We start from the raw sequence: 19,179 nt of genomic DNA, 5'->3' as shown, positions 1-19,179 counted from the left end.
TTTGCACGCAATTCAACTACAAATTGCAACATGAAAGCACATATCTCTAAGATTGTCGGCGAGGGTTTAACCTACGATGATGTATTATTAGTTCCCAATTACTCAAATGTTCTTCCGCGCGAAGTGAGTATCAAATCAAAATTTTCAAGAAATATAACATTAAATGTTCCTATTGTATCCGCAGCTATGGATACCGTAACCGAAAGTTCTATGGCAATCGCTATGGCTCAAGAAGGAGGAATTGGTGTTTTGCATAAAAACATGACAATCGAGCAACAAGCAGCCAAAGTACGTAAAGTAAAACGTGCAGAGTCTGGTATGATTCTCGACCCAGTTACCTTATTAACGACTGCTACAGTTGCCGATGCCAAAAGCGCTATGAGAGAATTCGGTATTGGTGGTATTCCAATCGTTGATGAAAACAAAATTTTAAAAGGAATTGTTACCAATAGGGATTTACGTTTTGAAAAAAATGGTGCAAGACCTATTTCTGAGGTGATGACAAGCCAAAATCTGGTAACTGTTGCCGAAGGAACTTCATTAGAACAAGCTGAGGTAGTTTTACAAGGTCATAAAATTGAAAAATTACCAGTAGTAAATGATAAAAATGAGCTAGTTGGTTTAATCACTTTTAGAGATATTACCAAATTGACTCAAAAACCAAATGCCAATAAAGATAAATTTGGTCGTTTGAGAGTAGCAGCCGCTTTGGGTGTTACTGCCGATGCTGTTGAAAGAGCGACTGCTTTGGTAAACGCAGGAGTTGATGCCGTAATTATCGATACAGCTCACGGACATACAAAAGGTGTGGTTGATGTATTGAAAGCTGTAAAAGCTAAATTCCCAAAACTTGACGTAATCGTTGGTAATATTGCCACTCCAGAAGCAGCTTTGTATTTGGTTGAAAATGGTGCCGATGGTGTAAAAGTTGGAATAGGACCTGGTTCTATTTGTACAACCAGAATCGTTGCAGGTGTTGGTTTTCCTCAATTTTCTGCTGTGCTTGAAGTAGCTGCAGCTATAAAAGGAACAGGAGTTCCTGTAATTGCAGATGGTGGAATTCGTTACACAGGAGATATTCCTAAAGCGATTGCAGCTGGTGCAGATTGCGTAATGCTAGGTTCATTATTGGCCGGTACTATGGAGTCTCCGGGTGAAACCATCATTTTCGAAGGAAGAAAATTCAAATCATACAGAGGAATGGGTTCTGTTGAGGCCATGCAAGAAGGTTCAAAAGATCGTTATTTCCAAGACGTAGAAGACGATGTTAAGAAACTTGTTCCAGAAGGAATCGTTGGACGTGTACCTTACAAAGGGGAATTGAACGAAAGTATGCAACAATTCATTGGTGGTCTTCGTGCCGGTATGGGTTATTGCGGTTCAAAAGACATTGCTACTTTACAGGATACAGGTCGTTTTGTTCGTATTACCGCAAGTGGTATCAACGAAAGTCACCCACACAATGTGACGATCACAAAAGAAGCTCCGAATTATTCGAGATAAAATATGACGAAAGTCTAAAAGACAAAAGGTGTAAGATTTATTTCTTACACCTTTTTTTTATTTAGTAGTTTGGGCGTGACCCTTCCAAAAGGTCGGGTCGGGCTTTCCGTTCCCGCTTTTTTTTATCCCTTAAAAAAAGGGATAAAAAAAGAGCTCCACTGTAAACGAAGTTCACTGAACTCCAATTAAAATAAAAATTAAGTGAAGTAATCCCTCACGCAGAGCAACTTTGAACTAAAAAAGTAAATCAATTATTTTTTTAAGATCCCTTTCTCAACACTTTCGTTAATCAAATTTTCGGCATAGTTCCAAATGGTTGTCGAACCATCTTTAATTGCCTTTTTCTTATCGTAAACTGTTTGATACGGAACATTATATTCTGCCCACGTTCCGCCATTGTTGGAGGTGTTTTGCAGCAATGGTTCAAACCGGTCCATTGATTTTGCAAATTTTGCTTCATCAGTAATGCCTTCCTCAAATTCTTCCCAAATTGCAATAAATTCTTGTGCCTGTTCTGTTGGCAAAAGCCCAAAAATTCGTTTTGCTGCAATAAGTTCTTCGTCTGTATTTGTGTGGCTTTTTGTAGTATCATAAAGAAAAACATCGCCAGCATCAATTTCTACAATGTCGTGGATTAAAACCATTTTTAAAACTTTAAGGACGTCAATTGGTTTATCCGAATGCTCTGCCAATACAATCGTCATCATTGCTAAATGCCAACTATGTTCTGCGTCATTTTCGTTTCTGTCGCTGTTGAATAATTTAGTTCGTCTCTGGATATATTTTAGTTTATCAATTTCTTTGATAAACTCGATTTGCTTTAATAAGTTTTCTGTTGGCATAAAAATTCTGTCTTTTTTAATTTGTAAAAGCTCAAATTCAGGAGACTTCACGCAGCGGGTTAATTAATTCTCCAATTTCAAATAGTTTTGGTCAAAACTTAGCGTCACTTTTTTAAATTGTCCGATTACGTCTTGTCCTATATTTCCATAATTGATTTTACCATAAATACCATAGCTACTCCGGTCAACTTGCATCTTTTGCATCTTAACTAAAGTTTTATTAATAAGTATTTCTTCGTCTTTTAATACCAAAACTTCTGAAGTGACTTCTTGTCCCCCTGCACTGGATGATTTTGTTGTTTCTAAGTTCCCAACTTTATCAAGATAAGATTTAAATGCCTCGTAAAAAGATTTATTGAATTCGCTGACTTGTGCCCCACTGTCAAAATTGTATGGAAAGGTTTTACCTCTGTAGGTTAGCATAACAATAGCCCTGAGCTGGTCTACAAAAAAGTTCTTTTCATTTTGATTAACTTTTTCATTCTTTGAAAAAGTAAGTTTATCTTTTTCAATTGTAATTGTGCCTAATTCTTTTGCTATTGGAAAACCAATTATTCCATTAATTACATAAGCACCGTTAGCAAATGTAAATGCAGAATCTGGATATACTAAAAACATTGTGTTTTTAATCGTCAATTCTCCTAATTTAATTTCAGGTGCTAAACCTATTAGAACTTTATTGGCTTGACCAGTAAAACTTTCAACCGAAACGTTATTGTCTGGAAGCAAAATGATTCCCATTTTTTTTGCTGTACTTTCAGTTATACAGCTTATGCCAGCACCTGTGTCAAAAACAAAATCAGTTGATGTACTGTTTGCACTCACATTTATAGTAATTAGACCTGCTTTATCTTTTAATGTAGGTAAGATTACCGTTGAAAAAGCATCTATTGATTGTGTTGGTTGACCTCTGAGCGATTGCCATATATTCTGTGCATTTATTTCTTCATTCAGCTCGTCCTCCGAAAAATGTTTTTTATATTTTGTGGTTAAAGTTTTAGAGGATGTATATGCCAAATCATAATTGAACGTTTTTATGTAATTGTCATTTTTCAGTTTGACAAATTCATAATTGTTAACAATTGGGTTGTTTTTTATACTGTCTAAATAAGTATTGGATAGTTTAGGATTATTACAAACATTTGCAAATAAGCCTTTATAGAAGTAATAGTCTTTTTCTTTTCCTTTATCATTTAAACTGTCCATTTTAACGAACTGATGTTGCTTACTTAATTCCTTTATCTTGTTGTCAAGGTTGGTCTGTCCAAACGCTACTTGTTCAAACGCTAGCAAGAATAAAAAAAGTTTGTGTCTGGTTTTCATTTCGTCTGATGTGTTAAGTTTCTGTTTAATTACCGCTGAGGTTCTGTTACTACAGTGGGTTTGGGACTAAATTAAGCCCATTCTTCGGATTTGCCAAATCATCCCAAATGCAAAACCAACTTTCCATTAAGCCAATTGCCCAAATCCGTTGTAGTAGCTGTTAGGCGATGTTGAATGTACGCACTATAATTTCTTCAAATTGAGCTTTTATTTTTATTACATCTTTTTCATCTTTTCCTTCTGTAAGTTGATCCTTTATTTTAAAATAGTCTTGATCCATAAATTGATGAAATCCGACTAGAAATAAAACTGTCAATAATAACTGGTTTTGTTTCATTAAATCATCTAAATCCTCGCGAAATTCTTTAGCTTCAATTTGAATTTTTTTGTTTTTATTATGGTGAATAAATGACCTCAAAACAGGTTCTTTTATTGGATATCCATCATAATGCTTGACACAGTTTGCAATCCAATTTATTTTTTCACTAGCGTGAAATTTTGTAATAGTTCTTTTTAATTCTATTTGAAAAGTTTTTTTAAGATATGTTTCAATATCTTGATACTTCTCATTTTCAAACAAATCTAAAAAGAACTCATTCATTAAAATAGTTATATTTTTAACGTATGATTCGTATTTATGAAATGCACCAACATATCCAAGTCTTATTGTCTCAAAATAGTTTTCTTTAAGTTCATCGTTCTCAATCTTGATTAGATGTTTGTATTTCGAGAATTTAAGTTCTCTACTAAAATCTTGAGAAGATTTTAAGGAAGCTGGCAAATAATAGTGAACAAATAAATTTTTGAAAGAATTAAGTTCAGAGTAATTTTTAACAATAAATGTAAAGAATTTATTTCCTAAAGGGTCATCTTGTGTTAATTCAAAATTTTTAATTTGTGAAAATTCTTTGCTCAACGTTTCAACAAGTAAATCTATGGAGTTCTGTTTTTTCATTTTGAAGATAATTGTTGATTCGGAGAGTCAATATCGCCTAACTCGTTTATAGGTTTGAAGATGTTCGACTTGTTTCTCCTAAATTGGGTTGCTATGTTTGGCAAACATCAGAGTTTATTTATTTTCAAATGTATAAAAAATGAATTATAAATTTTTAATAGTTTTTACTTTTGTCACAATGTAAAGTATTGATAATGAGTTTTTTGAAATATTTCTTAAGAATGATAAACGTGTTCTCTAGCCCCGATGGAAGCAAATATCGTTTTGTCTCGTCCTCAAACAAGACAAAAGATATTGCGTACAGCGGGAGTGAAGCTGTTATGAAAAACTATCGTTCTGCTCCTAAAAAAGAAACACCAGCCTTTCGACCAGTGTTTTTTATATAAGATAAGGGAAAGTCTAATCATGGGCTAAATCCGCCAATAGTTTTTTGTTGCCAACAATCCACAAAATATCATCTTTTTCCAGAATCACATTCGACTCGGGGTTTAGTGCTCGTTTACCTCTTTTTTCGATGCCTACAATCAAACCTTGCGTTTTCTCGCGCAGTTTAGATTCTTTGATGCTTTTTCCGATAAAGGTGTGATTTTTTAATTCGATTTGGCGCAAAACAATATCTGGTTCCACAGTTTCCGGAGAAACGTCCATTTCGTGTTGGTCAAGATATTTTTTAAATTGCTGTACTTGAGCATCGGTTCCGATAACGCAAATTTCATCACCTGGGAAAATACGTTCGTTCCTACTTGGAATGTGTATGGTTATGTCACCTCGCTTTATCGAAACAATATTAATTCCTAAATTTTCCCTCATTTGGAGGTTCTTCAATGATTCGCCGGCTATATTGGATTCTGCTGCAATGTCAAATATTGCCATGTGACCGTCCCAAGGAGTTAAATCACTGCGGCTTCTTTTGGCTCTGTCAATCTCTCTGTCGTTTAAATTAGCGAGAAAATGATTTTCGATTTTATGGTATTGAAGGTGGAGTTTCTTTTGAAAAATCAAATAAATGATTAATGCAATTATGAATGCAATCAAAGCAATTTTTGGCGAGAAAAAAGTATTTAGCAATAAACCAATAAAAAATATGGACAGTACAATACGTATAAAAAACAGCATCGTCAACGGCCCACGGGATTTTCGGTCCTGCATTAATTCTTCAACTTCGTTGGTGGTAACTCTTCGAAAAGCAAGTGCCCATAAAAACGGAGATACTATACCTAATGTTATCAAGGCTCCCATGTGATTTCCAAAATGATAATCTTCGACTAAGGGCAGTATAAAACGAGAGGAAAGTAAGATAACGGCAAGGATGATTACGATAAGGACAATCACCTGAATTAAATAAGCATTAATCACAGTTTGCCACAAACTAACCGTTTTTATCGCTTGTGTACTGGCGGAATAGCGTTCGATTCGTTTGGTCCATTTACGAGGTAAGTTATGTGCTAAATATTCTGAAAAAGGGAGTGAATATTTAATCATAAACGGAGTAGTAAACACCGTTACCGCCGAAACTGCAACGACTATTGGATACAAAAAGGAATTGGTTGCTTTTAAGGTTACTCCCAAAGTCGCAATGATAAAGGAGAATTCTCCAATTTGAGATAAACTCATCCCGGTTCGTATGGAATCTTTAAGCGGTTGCCCAGATAATATGGCACCAATTGTTGAACTGATGGATTGACCAAAAATTGTAACAAAAGAAAGAATAACAACAGGAATGGCGTGTTGGTACAACGCATCGGGATTGATTAACATACCAACCGACACAAAAAACACGGCTCCAAATAAGTCTTTTACAGGTTTTACCAAATGTTCAATATGTTCGGCTTGTGTGGTTTCGGCAATTATGGAGCCCATAATAAAAGCGCCAAGTGCAGGTGAAAATCCTGCATTTGCAGCAAGGACAACCATCATCAGACACAGGGCAAGAGAAATGATGAGTAGCATTTCGTCGGTGAGTAAATGTTTGGTTTTTTTGAGTACTGTTGGAATGATAAAAATTCCTCCCAGAAACCAAAGCACTAGAAAGAAAAGCAGTTTTAATACCGACATTAAAAGGTCGCCTCCAGAAAACTGATTGCTCACGGCAATCGTGGACAATAAAACCATCATTAATATGGCAAGTATGTCTTGAACGATTAAAGAGCCAATAACGATTCCCGCGAATTTTTGTGTCTTAACACCTAACTCGTCAAATGATTTTAAGATAATTGTGGTTGAGGATATGGAGAGAATTACTCCCAAAAAGATACTGTCCATTTTTGGCCAATCCAACCATTGGCCTACGGAATATCCCAGAATACACATGCTTAAAATTTGAATTCCAGCAGTTATTGAAGCTGTTCCGCCTACTTTCATTAATTTTTTGAAACTAAATTCAAGCCCAAGACTAAACAGTAAAAAGATAACCCCGATTTCAGCCCAAACTTCAACGCTTTTAATCTCTTTGACAGAAGGAAAAAAATCAAAATGGTTTCCCGCCAAAAAACCCGCAATCAAATATCCCAATACCAAGGGTTGCTTGAGTTTTCTAAATATTAGAACAGCAACAGTTGCAGTCATTAAGATAAGGCCTAAATCACTGATTAATGGGTTTAAATGGCTTGTTGTTTCTGTAACTTCGGCTAATAGACTCATAAATTGGAATTATTGACAGTTGTGGATAAAAAATCAATTATGGCTAATTTACAAAAAAAGTAAATTCTTTAGGACTTGCTTTTTTCGATATTTGATTTCTAGCCATAAAAAAAGCCATCCTGAAAAGATGGCTTCTAGTATAAAATAGATTGGTGCTTATTAAATTCCCAAGAAGTTACTTGGTGTGATTTTCATCAGTTCGGCTTTGATTTCATCAGAAACATCAAGCGTTGCGATAAAACCATGAATTGCATTTTTGTCAATTGCTTCGTTGGTTCTAGTCAATCCTTTTAATGCTTCGTATGGATTTGGATAGGCTTCACGTCTCAAGATTGTTTGAATCGCTTCGGCTACAACAGCCCAGTTTTTCTCTAAATCTTCGTGAAACTTAGATTCGTTCAATAATAGTTTGTTCAATCCTTTCAAAGTAGCTTCAAAAGCAATTAAAGTATGACCTACAGGTACACCAATGTTTCTTAAAACGGTACTGTCTGTCAAATCACGTTGCAATCTTGAAACCGGTAACTTAGCCGATAAATGCTCGAAAATAGCATTGGCTATTCCTAAGTTTCCTTCAGAGTTTTCAAAATCAATAGGGTTTACTTTGTGTGGCATGGCCGATGATCCAATCTCTCCCGCTTTAATTTTTTGTTTGAAATATTCCATTGAAACATACGTCCAAATGTCACGGTCCAAATCAATAATGATAGTGTTGATTCTTTTTAAAGCATCAAAAAAGGCTGCAAAATGATCGTAATGTTCGATTTGTGTTGTTGGAAAAGAATGGTGTAATCCCAAGTTTTCTTGAACAAATTTGGTTCCGAATTGTTTCCAGTCAATTTGTGGATAAGCCACATGATGCGCATTGTAGTTTCCAGTCGCTCCACCAAATTTAGCAGCAAACGGAATGTTGAACAACAAACGCATTTGCTCTTCCAAACGCTCTACAAAAACGGCAATTTCTTTACCCAAACGAGTTGGTGAAGCTGGTTGTCCGTGTGTACGTGCAAGCATTGGAACATCTTTCCACTCTTGAGCTAATTCTTTTAATTTGGATGTCAAAGTGATTAACGATGGCATATATACTTTCTCAAAAGCGTCTTTTGTAGAAAGTGGAATTGCAGTATTATTAATGTCTTGAGAAGTCAATCCGAAGTGGATGAATTCTTTATATTCTGATAAACCTAGTTTTTCAAAAGCGTCTTTGATGAAATACTCAACGGCTTTTACGTCGTGGTTGGTTACTTTTTCGGTTTCTTTTATCCAAAGAGCATCTTCGGTAGAGAAGTTTTTATAAATGTCACGTAAGCTTTCAAATAAATTTGGGTTTACGTTTTTTAGTTGTGGCAAAGGCACTTCGCATAGGGCAATGAAATATTCGATTTCAATTAATACGCGGTATTTGATTAATGCTTCTTCAGAGAAAAAAGGAGCTAGGGATAATGTCTTATTTCTATAACGACCGTCGATTGGTGATATAGCATTCAATTCGTTTAGAGTAGTCATTTTATGTTGTTTTTTCGAAAGGCACAAATATAAAGAGAATTTAGGGATTAGGGGGCACGAAATTTAAGGTTTGACAAAGAATTTAGTTATAAAAAATATAACTGTTCAATGAAATTAAAGGATTCAAAAATTTGGACCAGTTTTATTTCAAATTTAATTTAAAATAAAGTTATATTTGTTTAATAAATTATTGAATATATATGAACAATATAAAAAATGTTTTTAGTATTAATGATCTAGAAAATCTCTCGGGCATTAAAGCACATACAATCCGAATTTGGGAAAAACGGTACAATATCCTGCAGCCCATGCGTACCGATACTAATATACGTTTGTATTCTTTGACAAGTCTACAAAAATTGTTGAATATTACTTTATTGTGTGATTATGGGTATAAAATTTCCAAAATTTCAACCTTTTCCGATGAAAAAATAGTTGAAATGATTCATGATATTGTTTCGAAAAAAAACTCCAAAAACTATGCTGTTAATGCCTTTAAGATGGCTATGATGGATTTTGATCAAGAGCTTTTTTCGAATACCTACAATTGGTTGCTGGAAGAAAAATCATTTAGGGAAATCTTTTATCAAGTGTTTATTCCTTTGGTGGAGGATATTGGTTTGTTATGGCAAACCGATACAATAATGCCCGCTCACGAGCATTTTATTAGTTGTTTGATAATAAAAAAGGTACTTGTAAATATTGAAAAAATTGAAAACGAAAGGAAAGTACAATCGGGTAAAGTTTATGTATTGGCCCTTCCGCTAAATGAAATTCATGAATTAGGATTGATGTATTTGCATTATGAGATTATATCCAAAGGGCATAAGGTCATTTATTTAGGGGAAAGTATGCCAATTGGTAATTTGAAAGAGATAAAGAAGTACTACAGTCCAGTTGTTTATGTTTCTTATTTTACGACACAACCAGAAATGAGGCTTGTAAATGAATATGTTTCTATTATGGGTACCCAGTTGTTGGGTGATCAGTCAGAAATTTGGCTGATAGGTAGAATGACTCAGTATATTGACAAAAAATTATTACCCATAGATGTTAAAGTTTTTAATTCTATTCCAGATTTAGTAGAAAAGGTTTGATTTTTTGTTTAAGATTTTTGTATATTTGTTAAACAAATGAAAAAATCAATCTCAATAATAGGTTCTGGATTTTCGGCAATGGCTGCAGCATGCTATTTGGCAAAAAGCGGTCATATAGTAACAATCTATGAAAAAAACGCTTCAATAGGGGGCAGAGCCCGCCAATTGAAAGCTGAAGGTTTTACTTTTGATATGGGGCCAAGTTGGTATTGGATGCCCGATGTTTTTGAACGTTTTTTTGCTGATTTCGGCAAAAAAACAACCGATTATTATGAGCTTGTAAAACTCTCTCCAGCTTACCGTGTTTATTATGGTATTGACGATTTTATTGCTATTGCAGATAATCTACCTCAAATCGTGGCTGATTTTGAAGCTATCGAAAAAGGTAGCGGTCAAATATTAAAGGAATTTATGGCTGAGGCCAAAAGCAATTATGATATTGCCATTAAAGAATTAGTGTATCGTCCGGGTGTTTCTCCCTTGGAACTGGTAACCGTTGAAACTGCTAAGAAAATCGGTCAGTTTTTTAGCAACATTAGTAAAGACATTAGAAAAAAGTTCAAAAACGAAAGGCTCATTTATATACTAGAATTTCCCGTTTTGTTTCTCGGTGCAAAACCATCCGATACTCCTTCTTTTTATAATTTCATGAATTATGCCGACTTTGGGCTGGGAACTTGGCATCCCAAAACGGGTATGTTTGATGTAGTGCTCGCGATGGAAAGTCTGGCGAGAGAATTGGGTGTAACTTTTATAACCAATGCCAATATTGAAAAAATAAATGTCGAAAATAAAATAGCTCGTTCAATTGTAGTCAACGGAAAAATAATTCCGTCCAATGTCATTTTGAGTGGAGCTGATTATCATCATACTGAAACTTTATTGGATAAAGAATACCGAGCCTATTCTGAAAAGTATTGGAACAGTCGGGTTTTTGCACCATCTTCTTTATTGTTTTATGTAGGTTTCAATAAAAGAATAAAAAATATTTCACATCACGCTTTGTTCTTTGATGTCGATTTCGAACAGCATGCCAGAGACATTTATGATGATCCGAAATGGCCGGCAGCACCTTTGTTTTATGCTAATTTCCCATCATTGACGGATAGAACTTCTGCTCCAGAAGGTATGGAATCAGGATTTTTTCTTGTGCCGCTTGCACCTGGAATAGACGATATAGAGGAGTTAAGAGAGGAATATTTCGATAAAATAATTGAGCGTTTCGAAATTTTAACCCAACAGACGGTAAAAAGCAATATTATATTCAAACAGTCTTTTTGTAAAAATGATTTTGTTTCAGAGTACAATTCATATAAAGGAAATGCTTACGGAATGGCAAATACGCTTTTGCAGACAGCTTTTTTGAGACCAAAACTCAAAAGTCCCAAAGTGAAAAACCTGTTTTTTACGGGACAATTAACCGTTCCTGGCCCGGGTGTTCCTCCCGCATTGATTTCGGGAAAATTAGTATCTGAATTAATAGTAAAACAACTTTTAAATCAATAGTCATGAAGCAATTATTTGATGATGTGTCCTTTAAGTGTAGTAAATTGGTTACCAAGAATTACAGTACTTCTTTTTCTATGGCGGTTTATATGTTGGCACCTAGTATTCGCGATGCCATTTATAGTATATATGGATTTGTGCGTTTTGCTGATGAAATTGTAGATTCTTTTCACGGTTATGATAAAGAAGATCTAATCAATGACTTTGAAACCGAGTATTACAAAGCCATGAAATTGGGTATTAGTTTGAATCCGATTTTGAATTCCTTTCAACAAACGGTAAAGGATTACAATATTACCGACGAAATGATTCAATCATTCCTCAAAAGCATGAAACTCGATTTAATCAAGTCTGATTATTATAGTAAAGAGGAATACAACGAATACATTTATGGCTCTGCCGATGTAGTGGGATTGATGTGTCTCAAAGTTTTTGTCAAAGGAGATGAAACCAAATACAATCTTTTGAAAGATCAAGCTATGCGATTGGGTTCTGCTTTCCAAAAAGTAAATTTCCTTCGTGATTTAAAGGATGATAATTTACTATTGAACCGTAATTATTTTCCTGGAGTCGATTTAAAATCTTTTGATGAAAAGTCCAAAAAAGCAATAATCGAGGAAATCGAGGAAGATTTTAGAATTGCTTATCAAGGAATCATAAAATTACCTTTGGAAGCAAAATTTGGAGTATATACAGCCTATGTTTATTACAAAAAACTCCTCAAAAAACTGGCACACACACCTTGTAGTGAAATAGGAAATACAAGAATTCGAGTTTCTAATTATTCCAAAGCAGGATTGTTGGCCCAGTCGTTCGTATCTTACAAACTGAAATTGGGATAAAAAAATATATAAATTTTTAATTTAATAAAGCGAATATGATTTCCTTTTTGATTTTTTTAGGCGTTTTTTTATTCATGGAATGTGTCACATGGCTCACGCATAAATACATTATGCATGGACTCATGTGGTATTTTCATGCCGATCATCACCAACCCAAATACGCGCATACGTTCGAGCGTAATGACATATTCTTCATTATTTTTGCCATACCAAGCATTGTACTTTTCTATTTTGGTGTGGAAGGCGGAATGAATTATTTATTTTTCATCGCCTTAGGCATAACCAGCTACGGTTTTTGTTATTTTATGATACACGATGTTTTGATTCATCAACGTTTTAAATGGTTCAAAAACACAAAAAATAAGTATTTGATTGGATTGAGAAAAGCCCACAAAGTGCATCACAAACATTTGGGTAAAGAACATGGAGAATGTTTTGGAATGTTGTTTGTCCCTTTTAAATATTATAAAATCTAATATGTCATTATATCTTTTTTTGAATATCGCTTCTTTCTTGATTCCGTTTCTGTATAGTTTCGAAAAAAGAATGAAATATAGTAATCGATGGAAAATCATTTTTCCTTCTTTGATTATAACGGCGTTATTTTTTATTGTTTGGGATATTATTTTTACCAAAATAGGAGTTTGGAGCTTCAATCCAAGATATCATTCTGGAATTGAATTTTTTGGTTTGCCAATAGAGGAGTGGCTGTTTTTTATCTGCATTCCTTATGCCAGTATATTTATTCATTTTTCTTTTCAATATTTCTTTCCCAATGTGGCTTTGAGTGATACTGTCGTAAAAAGGATTTATTGGCTTTTGATGATTATTCTAATTCCGATTGCGGTATTAAATTATGATAGATGGTACACTTTTGTAAATTTTAGTTTGTTTATAATTGTTACAACTATTGCTGTTTTTAAAGTAGGACAAATTCTCAACACCTATTTCATTACATTTCTAATCATTTTATTGCCTTTTTTACTTGTAAACGGAATCCTTACAGGCAGTTTTATCGATGAACCAGTTGTTTTTTACAATGACAACGAGAATTTAGGAATTCGAATAGGAACAATTCCTGTTGAAGATGTTGGTTATGCTTTTACTATGTTGCTGATGAGTTTGATTTTGATAAAAATAATGGATAGAAAAAATGAAAGTATATAAAAAAGAAAGTGTTCAGTATATTAATGCTTCGCTAGAGGAATGCTGGGCTTTTTTCTCCAATCCTAGAAATCTGCAAAAAATAACTCCCAAAACAATGGGATTTGAAATCACAGATTTTGACAATCAGTCGATGTATGCTGGCCAAATTATCCAATATAAGATTTCGCCACTTTTAGGGTTAAAATTAAATTGGACTACTGAAATTACACAAATTAAAGACAGAGTTTATTTTATAGATGATCAGCGTTTTGGTCCGTATAGTTTTTGGCATCACAAACATTTCTTTGAAGCAACCCCAAACGGTGTGAAAATGACTGATGTAATTCATTATGCATTGCCTTTTGGGTTTTTAGGACGAATCGTGAATGCTTTAATCGTCAAGAATAAACTAAAAGAAATCTTTGATTATCGTTTTCAAAAAGTGAACCAGCTTTTCAATTCTAAATAATGCAAAAACAAACAGTATCTATTTTTTGGTTCCGACGTGATTTGCGTCTGGAAGATAATGTGACATTGTATCATGCTTTACAATCCAAATATCCTGTTATTCCCTTGTTTATTTTCGACACGGGCATTTTGAATAGTTTGCCAAAGAATGATCCGCGTGTTGGTTTTATACATGTATCACTACAAAAAATAAACACCAAATTAAATAGTGTTGGAAGTTCTCTTTTGATAAAAAAAGGCGCTACAATCGATGTTTGGGAACAACTTTTTCAAGAGTTTGACATTTCGGCAGTTTTCTTCAATAAAGATTATGAGCCCTATGCTATTAAGAGAGATTTAGCCATTGTGGCATTGGCAAAAGAACATAATACTCTTTGTTTTTCTTTCAAAGATCAAGTCATTTTTGAAGAAAAAGAAATCACAAAATCTGATGGATTGTCTTATACCATTTACACGCCTTATAAAAATAAATGGTTGGAAAGATATAAATCCATGGCGCCGCTTGTGGAATATGATACTCAAAATCACTTCTCCAGTTTTCATAAAAACCATTTTGATTTTCCCAATTTACAACAAATAGGTTTTGAAGAAAGCAATATAAAAGTACAGCCTCATAATCTCGCACAGATTACAAATTACCATGAAACTCGCGATTTTCCTGCGATGGACAGCACTTCGTATTTGTCGCCACATTTGCGTTTCGGGACAGTAAGTATTCGGAAATTAGTCAATTGGGCGGTTCAAAAAAATGACGTTTTCTTGAGCGAATTAATTTGGAGGGAATTCTTTATGCAAATCCTATTTAGCTTTCCGAAAGTTGTCAGCCATAATTTCAAATCTGCTTATGATGGAGTTCAGTGGCGCAACAACGAAGAAGATTTCAAGCGCTGGTGTACGGGAACCACAGGTTATCCTATGGTCGATGCAGGAATGCGTCAGCTCAATGAAACGGGCTATATGCACAATAGAGTTCGTATGGTGGTTGCCAGTTTTCTATGCAAACATTTATTGATCAATTGGCAATGGGGTGAAGCTTATTTTGCCGAAAAATTATTGGATTATGATTTGTCTGCCAATGTTGGCAACTGGCAATGGGCTGCTGGAACAGGTTGCGATGCAGCACCTTATTTCAGAGTTTTCAATCCTGATATTCAACTAAAAAAATTTGATGAAAAAGGAATCTATATCCGGAAATGGATTACTGAGTTTGATTTGGGTTACTGTGAACCCATGGTTGATCACACATTTGCAAGAGACCGTGCTATCGCTACTTATAAAGCAGGAATTTTGAAGTAATTTTTTATTGATTTAAAAAAGGACCCGTAAAAACTTTTGAATTGAAATTCTTTTTTTTATGAATAACTAAATCGGTTGTTTTTCTTGAAGTTGTTGTGTATGCGTGAGTGATGGAAGCAAGTTACCAAAGTAACGCGGACAGCACGACAGCATTAGGAAAAGGGGGCGAATATGCATATGGTGAGTTGCCCCCTTTTTCTAATGGTGGCACGCCCAAAGGAACTGATTATAAATGGAATTGAACTTTCTTTTTAGAATGAAGTTGGTTACGTTTAACTAAACATTAATAATGCTGCACGAAATAGTAGTTTATATTTGTATAGTTAAAATGGATTGCCCCTAATTTATAAAAGAATGAAAAAGAATGTTTTAATAACTGGTGGGACTGGTTTTATCGGGAAATATCTAACAGCAGAATTGTTGAAAAAGGGATATTCGGTTTCAATACTTACAAGAAACGGTAAACCCAATACTGATAGGATTAGCTATTATCTTTGGGATGTTTCGGAAGGAAAAATAGAAGAGGTTGCTGTACTCAATGCCGATTATATCATTCATTTGGCTGGTGAGAACATAGTTGAAAAAAAATGGACAGCCAAAAGAAAAGAAGAAATTAGAGATAGCAGAGTGCAATCAGCGGAATTGATTTATACTGTTTTGAAAAAACACAATAAAAGAATTGAAGCCTTTGTTTCGGCTTCGGGAATTGGTTTTTATGGTGCTGTTAATGGTGAAGGTATTTGTACCGAAAACACATTGCCTGCCAATGACTTTATTGGTAAGGTTTGCCAAGAATGGGAAAAATCAGCTGATTTGATGGCTGGTTTGGGCATTCGTACTGTAAAAATTCGAACGGGCTTGGTTTTGGGTAAAAATGAGGGGATATTAAAGCAATTGGTTCCTATCTTTAAGCGAGGATTTGGAAGTGCTTTAGGATCGGGGAAACAATATATGCCTTGGATTCATGTTCACGATTTATGCAGTATATATATTGAGGCAATTGAAAATAAAAATATGACAGGAGTCTATAATGCCACGATTAATGACAGCACAACAAATTTATCTTTCTCCATAGGATTGGCTAATTCTCTGGGCTCACCAATGTGGCTTCCCAATGTTCCATCTTTTTTAATCCGTGCTAGGATGGGAGAAATGTCCAACATTATTTTGACAGGGAGGCGAGTTTCTTCGGATAAAATAAAAAAACTGGGGTTTCGATTTCAATTCAAAAACCTTAAAAAAGCGTTGAAAGACTGTTTGAAATAGTGATTACTAAAAACTTAGTTTAAAATACAATCCACTTTAGTGTTCACAGTTTTTGAAATTTTGGCAATGACAATATTTGGAATGACAATATTGAAATCGTCTGTGTTTAAGGTGAAATGAGAGTTAATTTGGATTCCTTTATCTACCTTTTTAATTTTAGCATTTACAACAATAATCCTGGTTTGACCATGGATTGTTAGTTTGCCTTTTATCTGAAAATCCTTTTCAGTTTCAGTTACAATTTTCAAATCAAATTTTTCGATAACTCCTTTAAAAACGGCTTTTGAATAGCGGTCACTTTCCATGTAATTGCTATTGAAATGTTCTTTCATTAAATCTCTTTTGAATTGAAAATTTTTGATGACAGCAGTGAAGGTAATCTGGCTTTTGTCTGGAATTAATGTGCAGTCTACAGCATCGTTTTTTGCCTCAACGGCTTCAAATAATGGCACAGAAGCTTCGAAGTGAATTGTGCAATTTGAGGTGCTTAATTTCTCTTGGGCAATAATTGGATATAAGACGAAAAACAAAACTAATAGAGTAAATTTTTCCATAATTTTTTCTATTAAAGGTTTAATCTAAAGTTACGATTTTTTTTGTGACAATATTCTTAAAATTACGCCAAAAAAAACCAATATTAAAAGAATTGATCTTTTGATATTGGCGATTAAGAGTTTAAGGTATTGAGATTCTATGAAACTAAGTTGTGCGTTTTTTTCTTTTATTTTATGAGCTTGCAATTTTACTTTTAAACTTAGAATCTTAGTGACTTAGAAAAAAAACTAATCCAAATTAATCTGAATATTGTATTTTTTTAGAGCCTCTAATGTTTCTTTTGAAGTGTAATTGAATTCTTCTTCGTGTAAGTCGCGTTCTTTCTTTAAAGATATTTGTTTCAATGAATTGCAAAAGCGTTTTATGTCTTCAAAATTCGACAAAATTAAACCAGGAACTGGTACGCTATTACCTTCATTATCTTTGGCAACCATAGTAAAATAAGAAGAGTTGCAATGTTTTTTATAACCAGTCTGAATGTTCTCGGCTTCTACTCGAATACCGACAATCATAGAGCTTTTTCCAACATAATTGACAGAAGCTTTCATTGTCACGAGTTCGCCCACTTCGATAGGTTTCAAGAAATTGACAGTATCAACCGAGGCTGTAACACAATAATTTCCAGAAAATTTAGAACCACATGCAAATGCGATTTGATCTAGTAGAGACAAAATATAGCCACCATGAATTTTTCCGCTAAAATTGGTATGTGAAGGTAACATCAATACTGATATGCTGACGTGTGATGAAGCAACTGTTTTGTATATTTTCTCCATTGGTTTGGTTTTGGTTAGAGGGGATTAATATTATGTTGGGTTTAATTTAAAAGAGTGTTTTCATCTGTTTCGGCTCTTTTCAAAATATTTTCTGGAAGTGCTTTTTTGGCTTTGGCACCCATTTTTTTAAGTTTTTCTACGCTGATGATTAAGTTTCCTTTTCCATCAACCAATTTGTTCATCGCTCCTTGGTATTCGACTTTGCTCTCGTCTATTTTTTTTCCAATTTTTATCAAATCGGCCACAAAACCTTCAAATTTATCATATAATGCACCAGCCTGTCTTGCAATTTCAAAGGCATTTTCCTGTTGTTTTTGGTTGGCCCACATACTGTCTATAGTTCGTAAAGTGGCTAATAAAGTAGAAGGTGTTACAATAACAATGTTCTTCTCGAATGCTTTGTTGTACAACGAAGTATCTTCGTTTAGGGCTATCGCAAATGCAGGTTCCATTGGTATAAATAGCAAAACAAAATCAGGGCTTTCTATTTGGTACAAATCCTGATAATTTTTATTGCCTAATTGTTCTACGTGAAGTTTTATCGAATTGACATGCTCTTTTAAATAACGGGTTTTTGCGATTTCATCTTCATCTTCATTGATGTATTTTTCGTAAGCAACCAAAGAAACTTTTGAGTCGACAACCATCTTTTTTCCATCGGGTAAATTGATAACAACGTCTGGAAATACTCTATTACCATCTTCGGTGATATGGCTTTGTTGCACTTCATATTCGCGTCCTTTTTCCAATCCAGATTTTTCCAGTACGCGCTCCAGCACTAGTTCACCCCAGTTTCCTTGCATTTTGCTGTCGCCTTTTAGAGCTTTGGTCAAGTTGATGGTTTCCTTGCTCATTTGAATATTCATTTCGCGTAAACCCAATATTTGTTGGCGCAAAGCTGCATGATAATCGATGCTTTCTTTGTGGGTGTCTTCGACTTTCTTTTCGAAAAGCTGAATTTTATCTTGAAGCGGTGTCAAGATGTTTTTCATGTTTTCCTTGTTTTGCTCGGTAAATTTATTTGATTTTTCGTCTAATATTTTATTGGCAAGATTCTCAAATTCTTTAGTAAATTTCTCTTGAAGTTTCTCGACTTCCTCTTTTTGTTCCTTGTTTCGTTCCCAAAGATTTTCAAAATCAACTTCTTTTTTAGAAAGTTGAATCGCCAGACTGTCTTTCTCGTTTCGGATGTTTTCTTTTTCAGAATTGGATAATTCCAGTTGTTTTTCGAAAGTATTTTTATCGAGTAAAAATTGTTCTTTTTGTTGGTTGAATTGTGAATTTAGCGCGATTAATTTTTCTTCTAAGCTTACTTTTTCCGACTGAAAACGTGCCGAAAATATAAGTTTACCAATGAAGACACCTATTGCAAGGGCAATAATAAAAACCAATAATAAAGGAAGAATTGTTAACATAGAATTTTATTTTAAAAAAAGTAAAAGTACGCATTAATACGTA

General features: G+C 34.2%; 17 protein-coding genes. 9 read left to right on the top strand and 8 right to left on the bottom strand.

Going from position 1 to position 19,179, the window contains the following annotated elements; genetic code table 11:
* The first annotated feature begins 30 nt into the window (after positions 1-30).
* A complete protein-coding gene (gene guaB / locus J2W95_RS16095; protein WP_310008820.1) occupies positions 31-1,503 on the top strand; it encodes an IMP dehydrogenase in 1,473 nt (490 codons plus the stop codon).
* 251 nt (positions 1,504-1,754) lie between these two features.
* Here the strand turns inward: guaB and J2W95_RS16090 are convergent, their stop codons facing one another.
* The 5 genes from J2W95_RS16090 to purB form a co-directional block, all read right to left on the bottom strand.
* Positions 1,755-2,345, bottom strand: coding sequence for an HD domain-containing protein (locus J2W95_RS16090; protein WP_310008818.1), 591 nt, complete (start codon positions 2,343-2,345; stop codon positions 1,755-1,757).
* A gap of 63 nt (positions 2,346-2,408) precedes the next feature.
* A complete protein-coding gene (locus J2W95_RS16085; protein ID WP_310008816.1) occupies positions 2,409-3,668 on the bottom strand; it encodes a retropepsin-like aspartic protease in 1,260 nt (419 codons plus the stop codon).
* Positions 3,669-3,828: 160 nt separating this feature from the next.
* Positions 3,829-4,623, bottom strand: a complete 795-nt coding sequence (locus J2W95_RS16080; protein ID WP_310008815.1) for a hypothetical protein — start codon at positions 4,621-4,623, stop codon at positions 3,829-3,831.
* 399 nt (positions 4,624-5,022) lie between these two features.
* The gene (locus J2W95_RS16075) at positions 5,023-7,263 is read right to left on the bottom strand and encodes a cation:proton antiporter domain-containing protein (protein ID WP_310008813.1); all 2,241 of its coding nucleotides are present in this window, start codon (positions 7,261-7,263) and stop codon (positions 5,023-5,025) included.
* A gap of 159 nt (positions 7,264-7,422) precedes the next feature.
* Entirely contained in the window at positions 7,423-8,769 is a 1,347-nt protein-coding gene (purB, locus tag J2W95_RS16070; RefSeq protein ID WP_310008811.1) for an adenylosuccinate lyase, read from the bottom strand.
* Between the two features lie 200 nt (positions 8,770-8,969).
* On the opposite strand from purB, the gene J2W95_RS16065 reads away from it, so the two are divergent.
* The 8 genes from J2W95_RS16065 (at position 8,970) to J2W95_RS16030 (ending at position 16,390) form a co-directional block, all read left to right on the top strand.
* On the top strand, positions 8,970-9,866 hold the full coding sequence (locus J2W95_RS16065) for a MerR family transcriptional regulator (protein WP_310008809.1): 897 nt from the start codon (positions 8,970-8,972) through the stop codon (positions 9,864-9,866).
* A 36-nt stretch (positions 9,867-9,902) separates the two neighbouring features.
* Positions 9,903-11,372, top strand: a complete 1,470-nt coding sequence (locus tag J2W95_RS16060) for a phytoene desaturase family protein (RefSeq protein WP_310008807.1) — start codon at positions 9,903-9,905, stop codon at positions 11,370-11,372.
* A gap of 2 nt (positions 11,373-11,374) precedes the next feature.
* On the top strand, positions 11,375-12,214 hold the full coding sequence (locus tag J2W95_RS16055) for a phytoene/squalene synthase family protein (protein WP_310008806.1): 840 nt from the start codon (positions 11,375-11,377) through the stop codon (positions 12,212-12,214).
* A 35-nt stretch (positions 12,215-12,249) separates the two neighbouring features.
* The gene (locus tag J2W95_RS16050) at positions 12,250-12,690 is read left to right on the top strand and encodes a sterol desaturase family protein (protein ID WP_310008804.1); all 441 of its coding nucleotides are present in this window, start codon (positions 12,250-12,252) and stop codon (positions 12,688-12,690) included.
* A gap of 1 nt (position 12,691) precedes the next feature.
* Positions 12,692-13,381 carry a lycopene cyclase domain-containing protein gene (locus J2W95_RS16045; protein WP_310008803.1) on the top strand — a complete coding sequence of 230 codons (690 nt, stop codon included), beginning with the start codon at positions 12,692-12,694 and terminating at the stop codon, positions 13,379-13,381.
* Positions 13,368-13,829: an SRPBCC family protein gene (locus J2W95_RS16040; protein WP_310008801.1), complete on the top strand. Its 462-nt coding sequence runs from the start codon at positions 13,368-13,370 to the stop codon at positions 13,827-13,829. The genes J2W95_RS16045 and J2W95_RS16040 overlap by 14 nt, the downstream gene beginning before the upstream one ends.
* Positions 13,829-15,124, top strand: a complete 1,296-nt coding sequence (locus J2W95_RS16035) for a cryptochrome/photolyase family protein (protein WP_310008799.1) — start codon at positions 13,829-13,831, stop codon at positions 15,122-15,124. The genes J2W95_RS16040 and J2W95_RS16035 overlap by 1 nt, the downstream gene beginning before the upstream one ends.
* A gap of 354 nt (positions 15,125-15,478) precedes the next feature.
* Positions 15,479-16,390, top strand: coding sequence for a TIGR01777 family oxidoreductase (locus tag J2W95_RS16030; RefSeq protein WP_310008797.1), 912 nt, complete (start codon positions 15,479-15,481; stop codon positions 16,388-16,390).
* A 14-nt stretch (positions 16,391-16,404) separates the two neighbouring features.
* Here the strand turns inward: J2W95_RS16030 and J2W95_RS16025 are convergent, their stop codons facing one another.
* The 3 genes from J2W95_RS16025 to J2W95_RS16015 all read right to left on the bottom strand — a co-directional run bounded on the left by J2W95_RS16025 (position 16,405) and on the right by J2W95_RS16015 (position 19,136).
* Positions 16,405-16,944 (bottom strand): YceI family protein, encoded by a 540-nt coding sequence (locus tag J2W95_RS16025; protein ID WP_310008795.1) that lies wholly within the window; start codon positions 16,942-16,944, stop codon positions 16,405-16,407.
* 228 nt (positions 16,945-17,172) lie between these two features.
* Positions 17,173-17,721 (bottom strand): acyl-CoA thioesterase, encoded by a 549-nt coding sequence (locus tag J2W95_RS16020; protein WP_310008793.1) that lies wholly within the window; start codon positions 17,719-17,721, stop codon positions 17,173-17,175.
* Between the two features lie 41 nt (positions 17,722-17,762).
* Complete coding sequence (locus J2W95_RS16015; protein ID WP_310008792.1) at positions 17,763-19,136, bottom strand: DNA recombination protein RmuC; 1,374 nt, start codon at positions 19,134-19,136, stop codon at positions 17,763-17,765.
* Positions 19,137-19,179: the final 43 nt, after the last annotated feature.

Origin of the sequence: Flavobacterium granuli, from assembly GCF_031456055.1 — a bacterium.
Taxonomy (GTDB): domain Bacteria; phylum Bacteroidota; class Bacteroidia; order Flavobacteriales; family Flavobacteriaceae; genus Flavobacterium; species Flavobacterium granuli_A.
The sequence above is the reverse complement of the archived record's forward strand: the minus strand, read 5'-3'. Positions and strand labels throughout refer to the sequence as shown.

Bases quoted from the DNA above. Each gene is read 5' to 3' on its own strand.
- guaB (WP_310008820.1), top strand. From the start codon at position 31: ATGAAAGCACATATCTCTAAGATTGTCGGCGAGGGTTTAACCTACGAT.
- J2W95_RS16090 (WP_310008818.1), bottom strand. From the start codon at position 2,345: ATGCCAACAGAAAACTTATTAAAGCAAATCGAGTTTATCAAAGAAATT.
- J2W95_RS16085 (WP_310008816.1), bottom strand. From the start codon at position 3,668: ATGAAAACCAGACACAAACTTTTTTTATTCTTGCTAGCGTTTGAACAA.
- J2W95_RS16080 (WP_310008815.1), bottom strand. From the start codon at position 4,623: ATGAAAAAACAGAACTCCATAGATTTACTTGTTGAAACGTTGAGCAAA.
- J2W95_RS16075 (WP_310008813.1), bottom strand. From the start codon at position 7,263: ATGAGTCTATTAGCCGAAGTTACAGAAACAACAAGCCATTTAAACCCA.
- purB (WP_310008811.1), bottom strand. From the start codon at position 8,769: ATGACTACTCTAAACGAATTGAATGCTATATCACCAATCGACGGTCGT.
- J2W95_RS16065 (WP_310008809.1), top strand. From the start codon at position 8,970: ATGAACAATATAAAAAATGTTTTTAGTATTAATGATCTAGAAAATCTC.
- J2W95_RS16060 (WP_310008807.1), top strand. From the start codon at position 9,903: ATGAAAAAATCAATCTCAATAATAGGTTCTGGATTTTCGGCAATGGCT.
- J2W95_RS16055 (WP_310008806.1), top strand. From the start codon at position 11,375: ATGAAGCAATTATTTGATGATGTGTCCTTTAAGTGTAGTAAATTGGTT.
- J2W95_RS16050 (WP_310008804.1), top strand. From the start codon at position 12,250: ATGATTTCCTTTTTGATTTTTTTAGGCGTTTTTTTATTCATGGAATGT.
- J2W95_RS16045 (WP_310008803.1), top strand. From the start codon at position 12,692: ATGTCATTATATCTTTTTTTGAATATCGCTTCTTTCTTGATTCCGTTT.
- J2W95_RS16040 (WP_310008801.1), top strand. From the start codon at position 13,368: ATGAAAGTATATAAAAAAGAAAGTGTTCAGTATATTAATGCTTCGCTA.
- J2W95_RS16035 (WP_310008799.1), top strand. From the start codon at position 13,829: ATGCAAAAACAAACAGTATCTATTTTTTGGTTCCGACGTGATTTGCGT.
- J2W95_RS16030 (WP_310008797.1), top strand. From the start codon at position 15,479: ATGAAAAAGAATGTTTTAATAACTGGTGGGACTGGTTTTATCGGGAAA.
- J2W95_RS16025 (WP_310008795.1), bottom strand. From the start codon at position 16,944: ATGGAAAAATTTACTCTATTAGTTTTGTTTTTCGTCTTATATCCAATT.
- J2W95_RS16020 (WP_310008793.1), bottom strand. From the start codon at position 17,721: ATGGAGAAAATATACAAAACAGTTGCTTCATCACACGTCAGCATATCA.
- J2W95_RS16015 (WP_310008792.1), bottom strand. From the start codon at position 19,136: ATGTTAACAATTCTTCCTTTATTATTGGTTTTTATTATTGCCCTTGCA.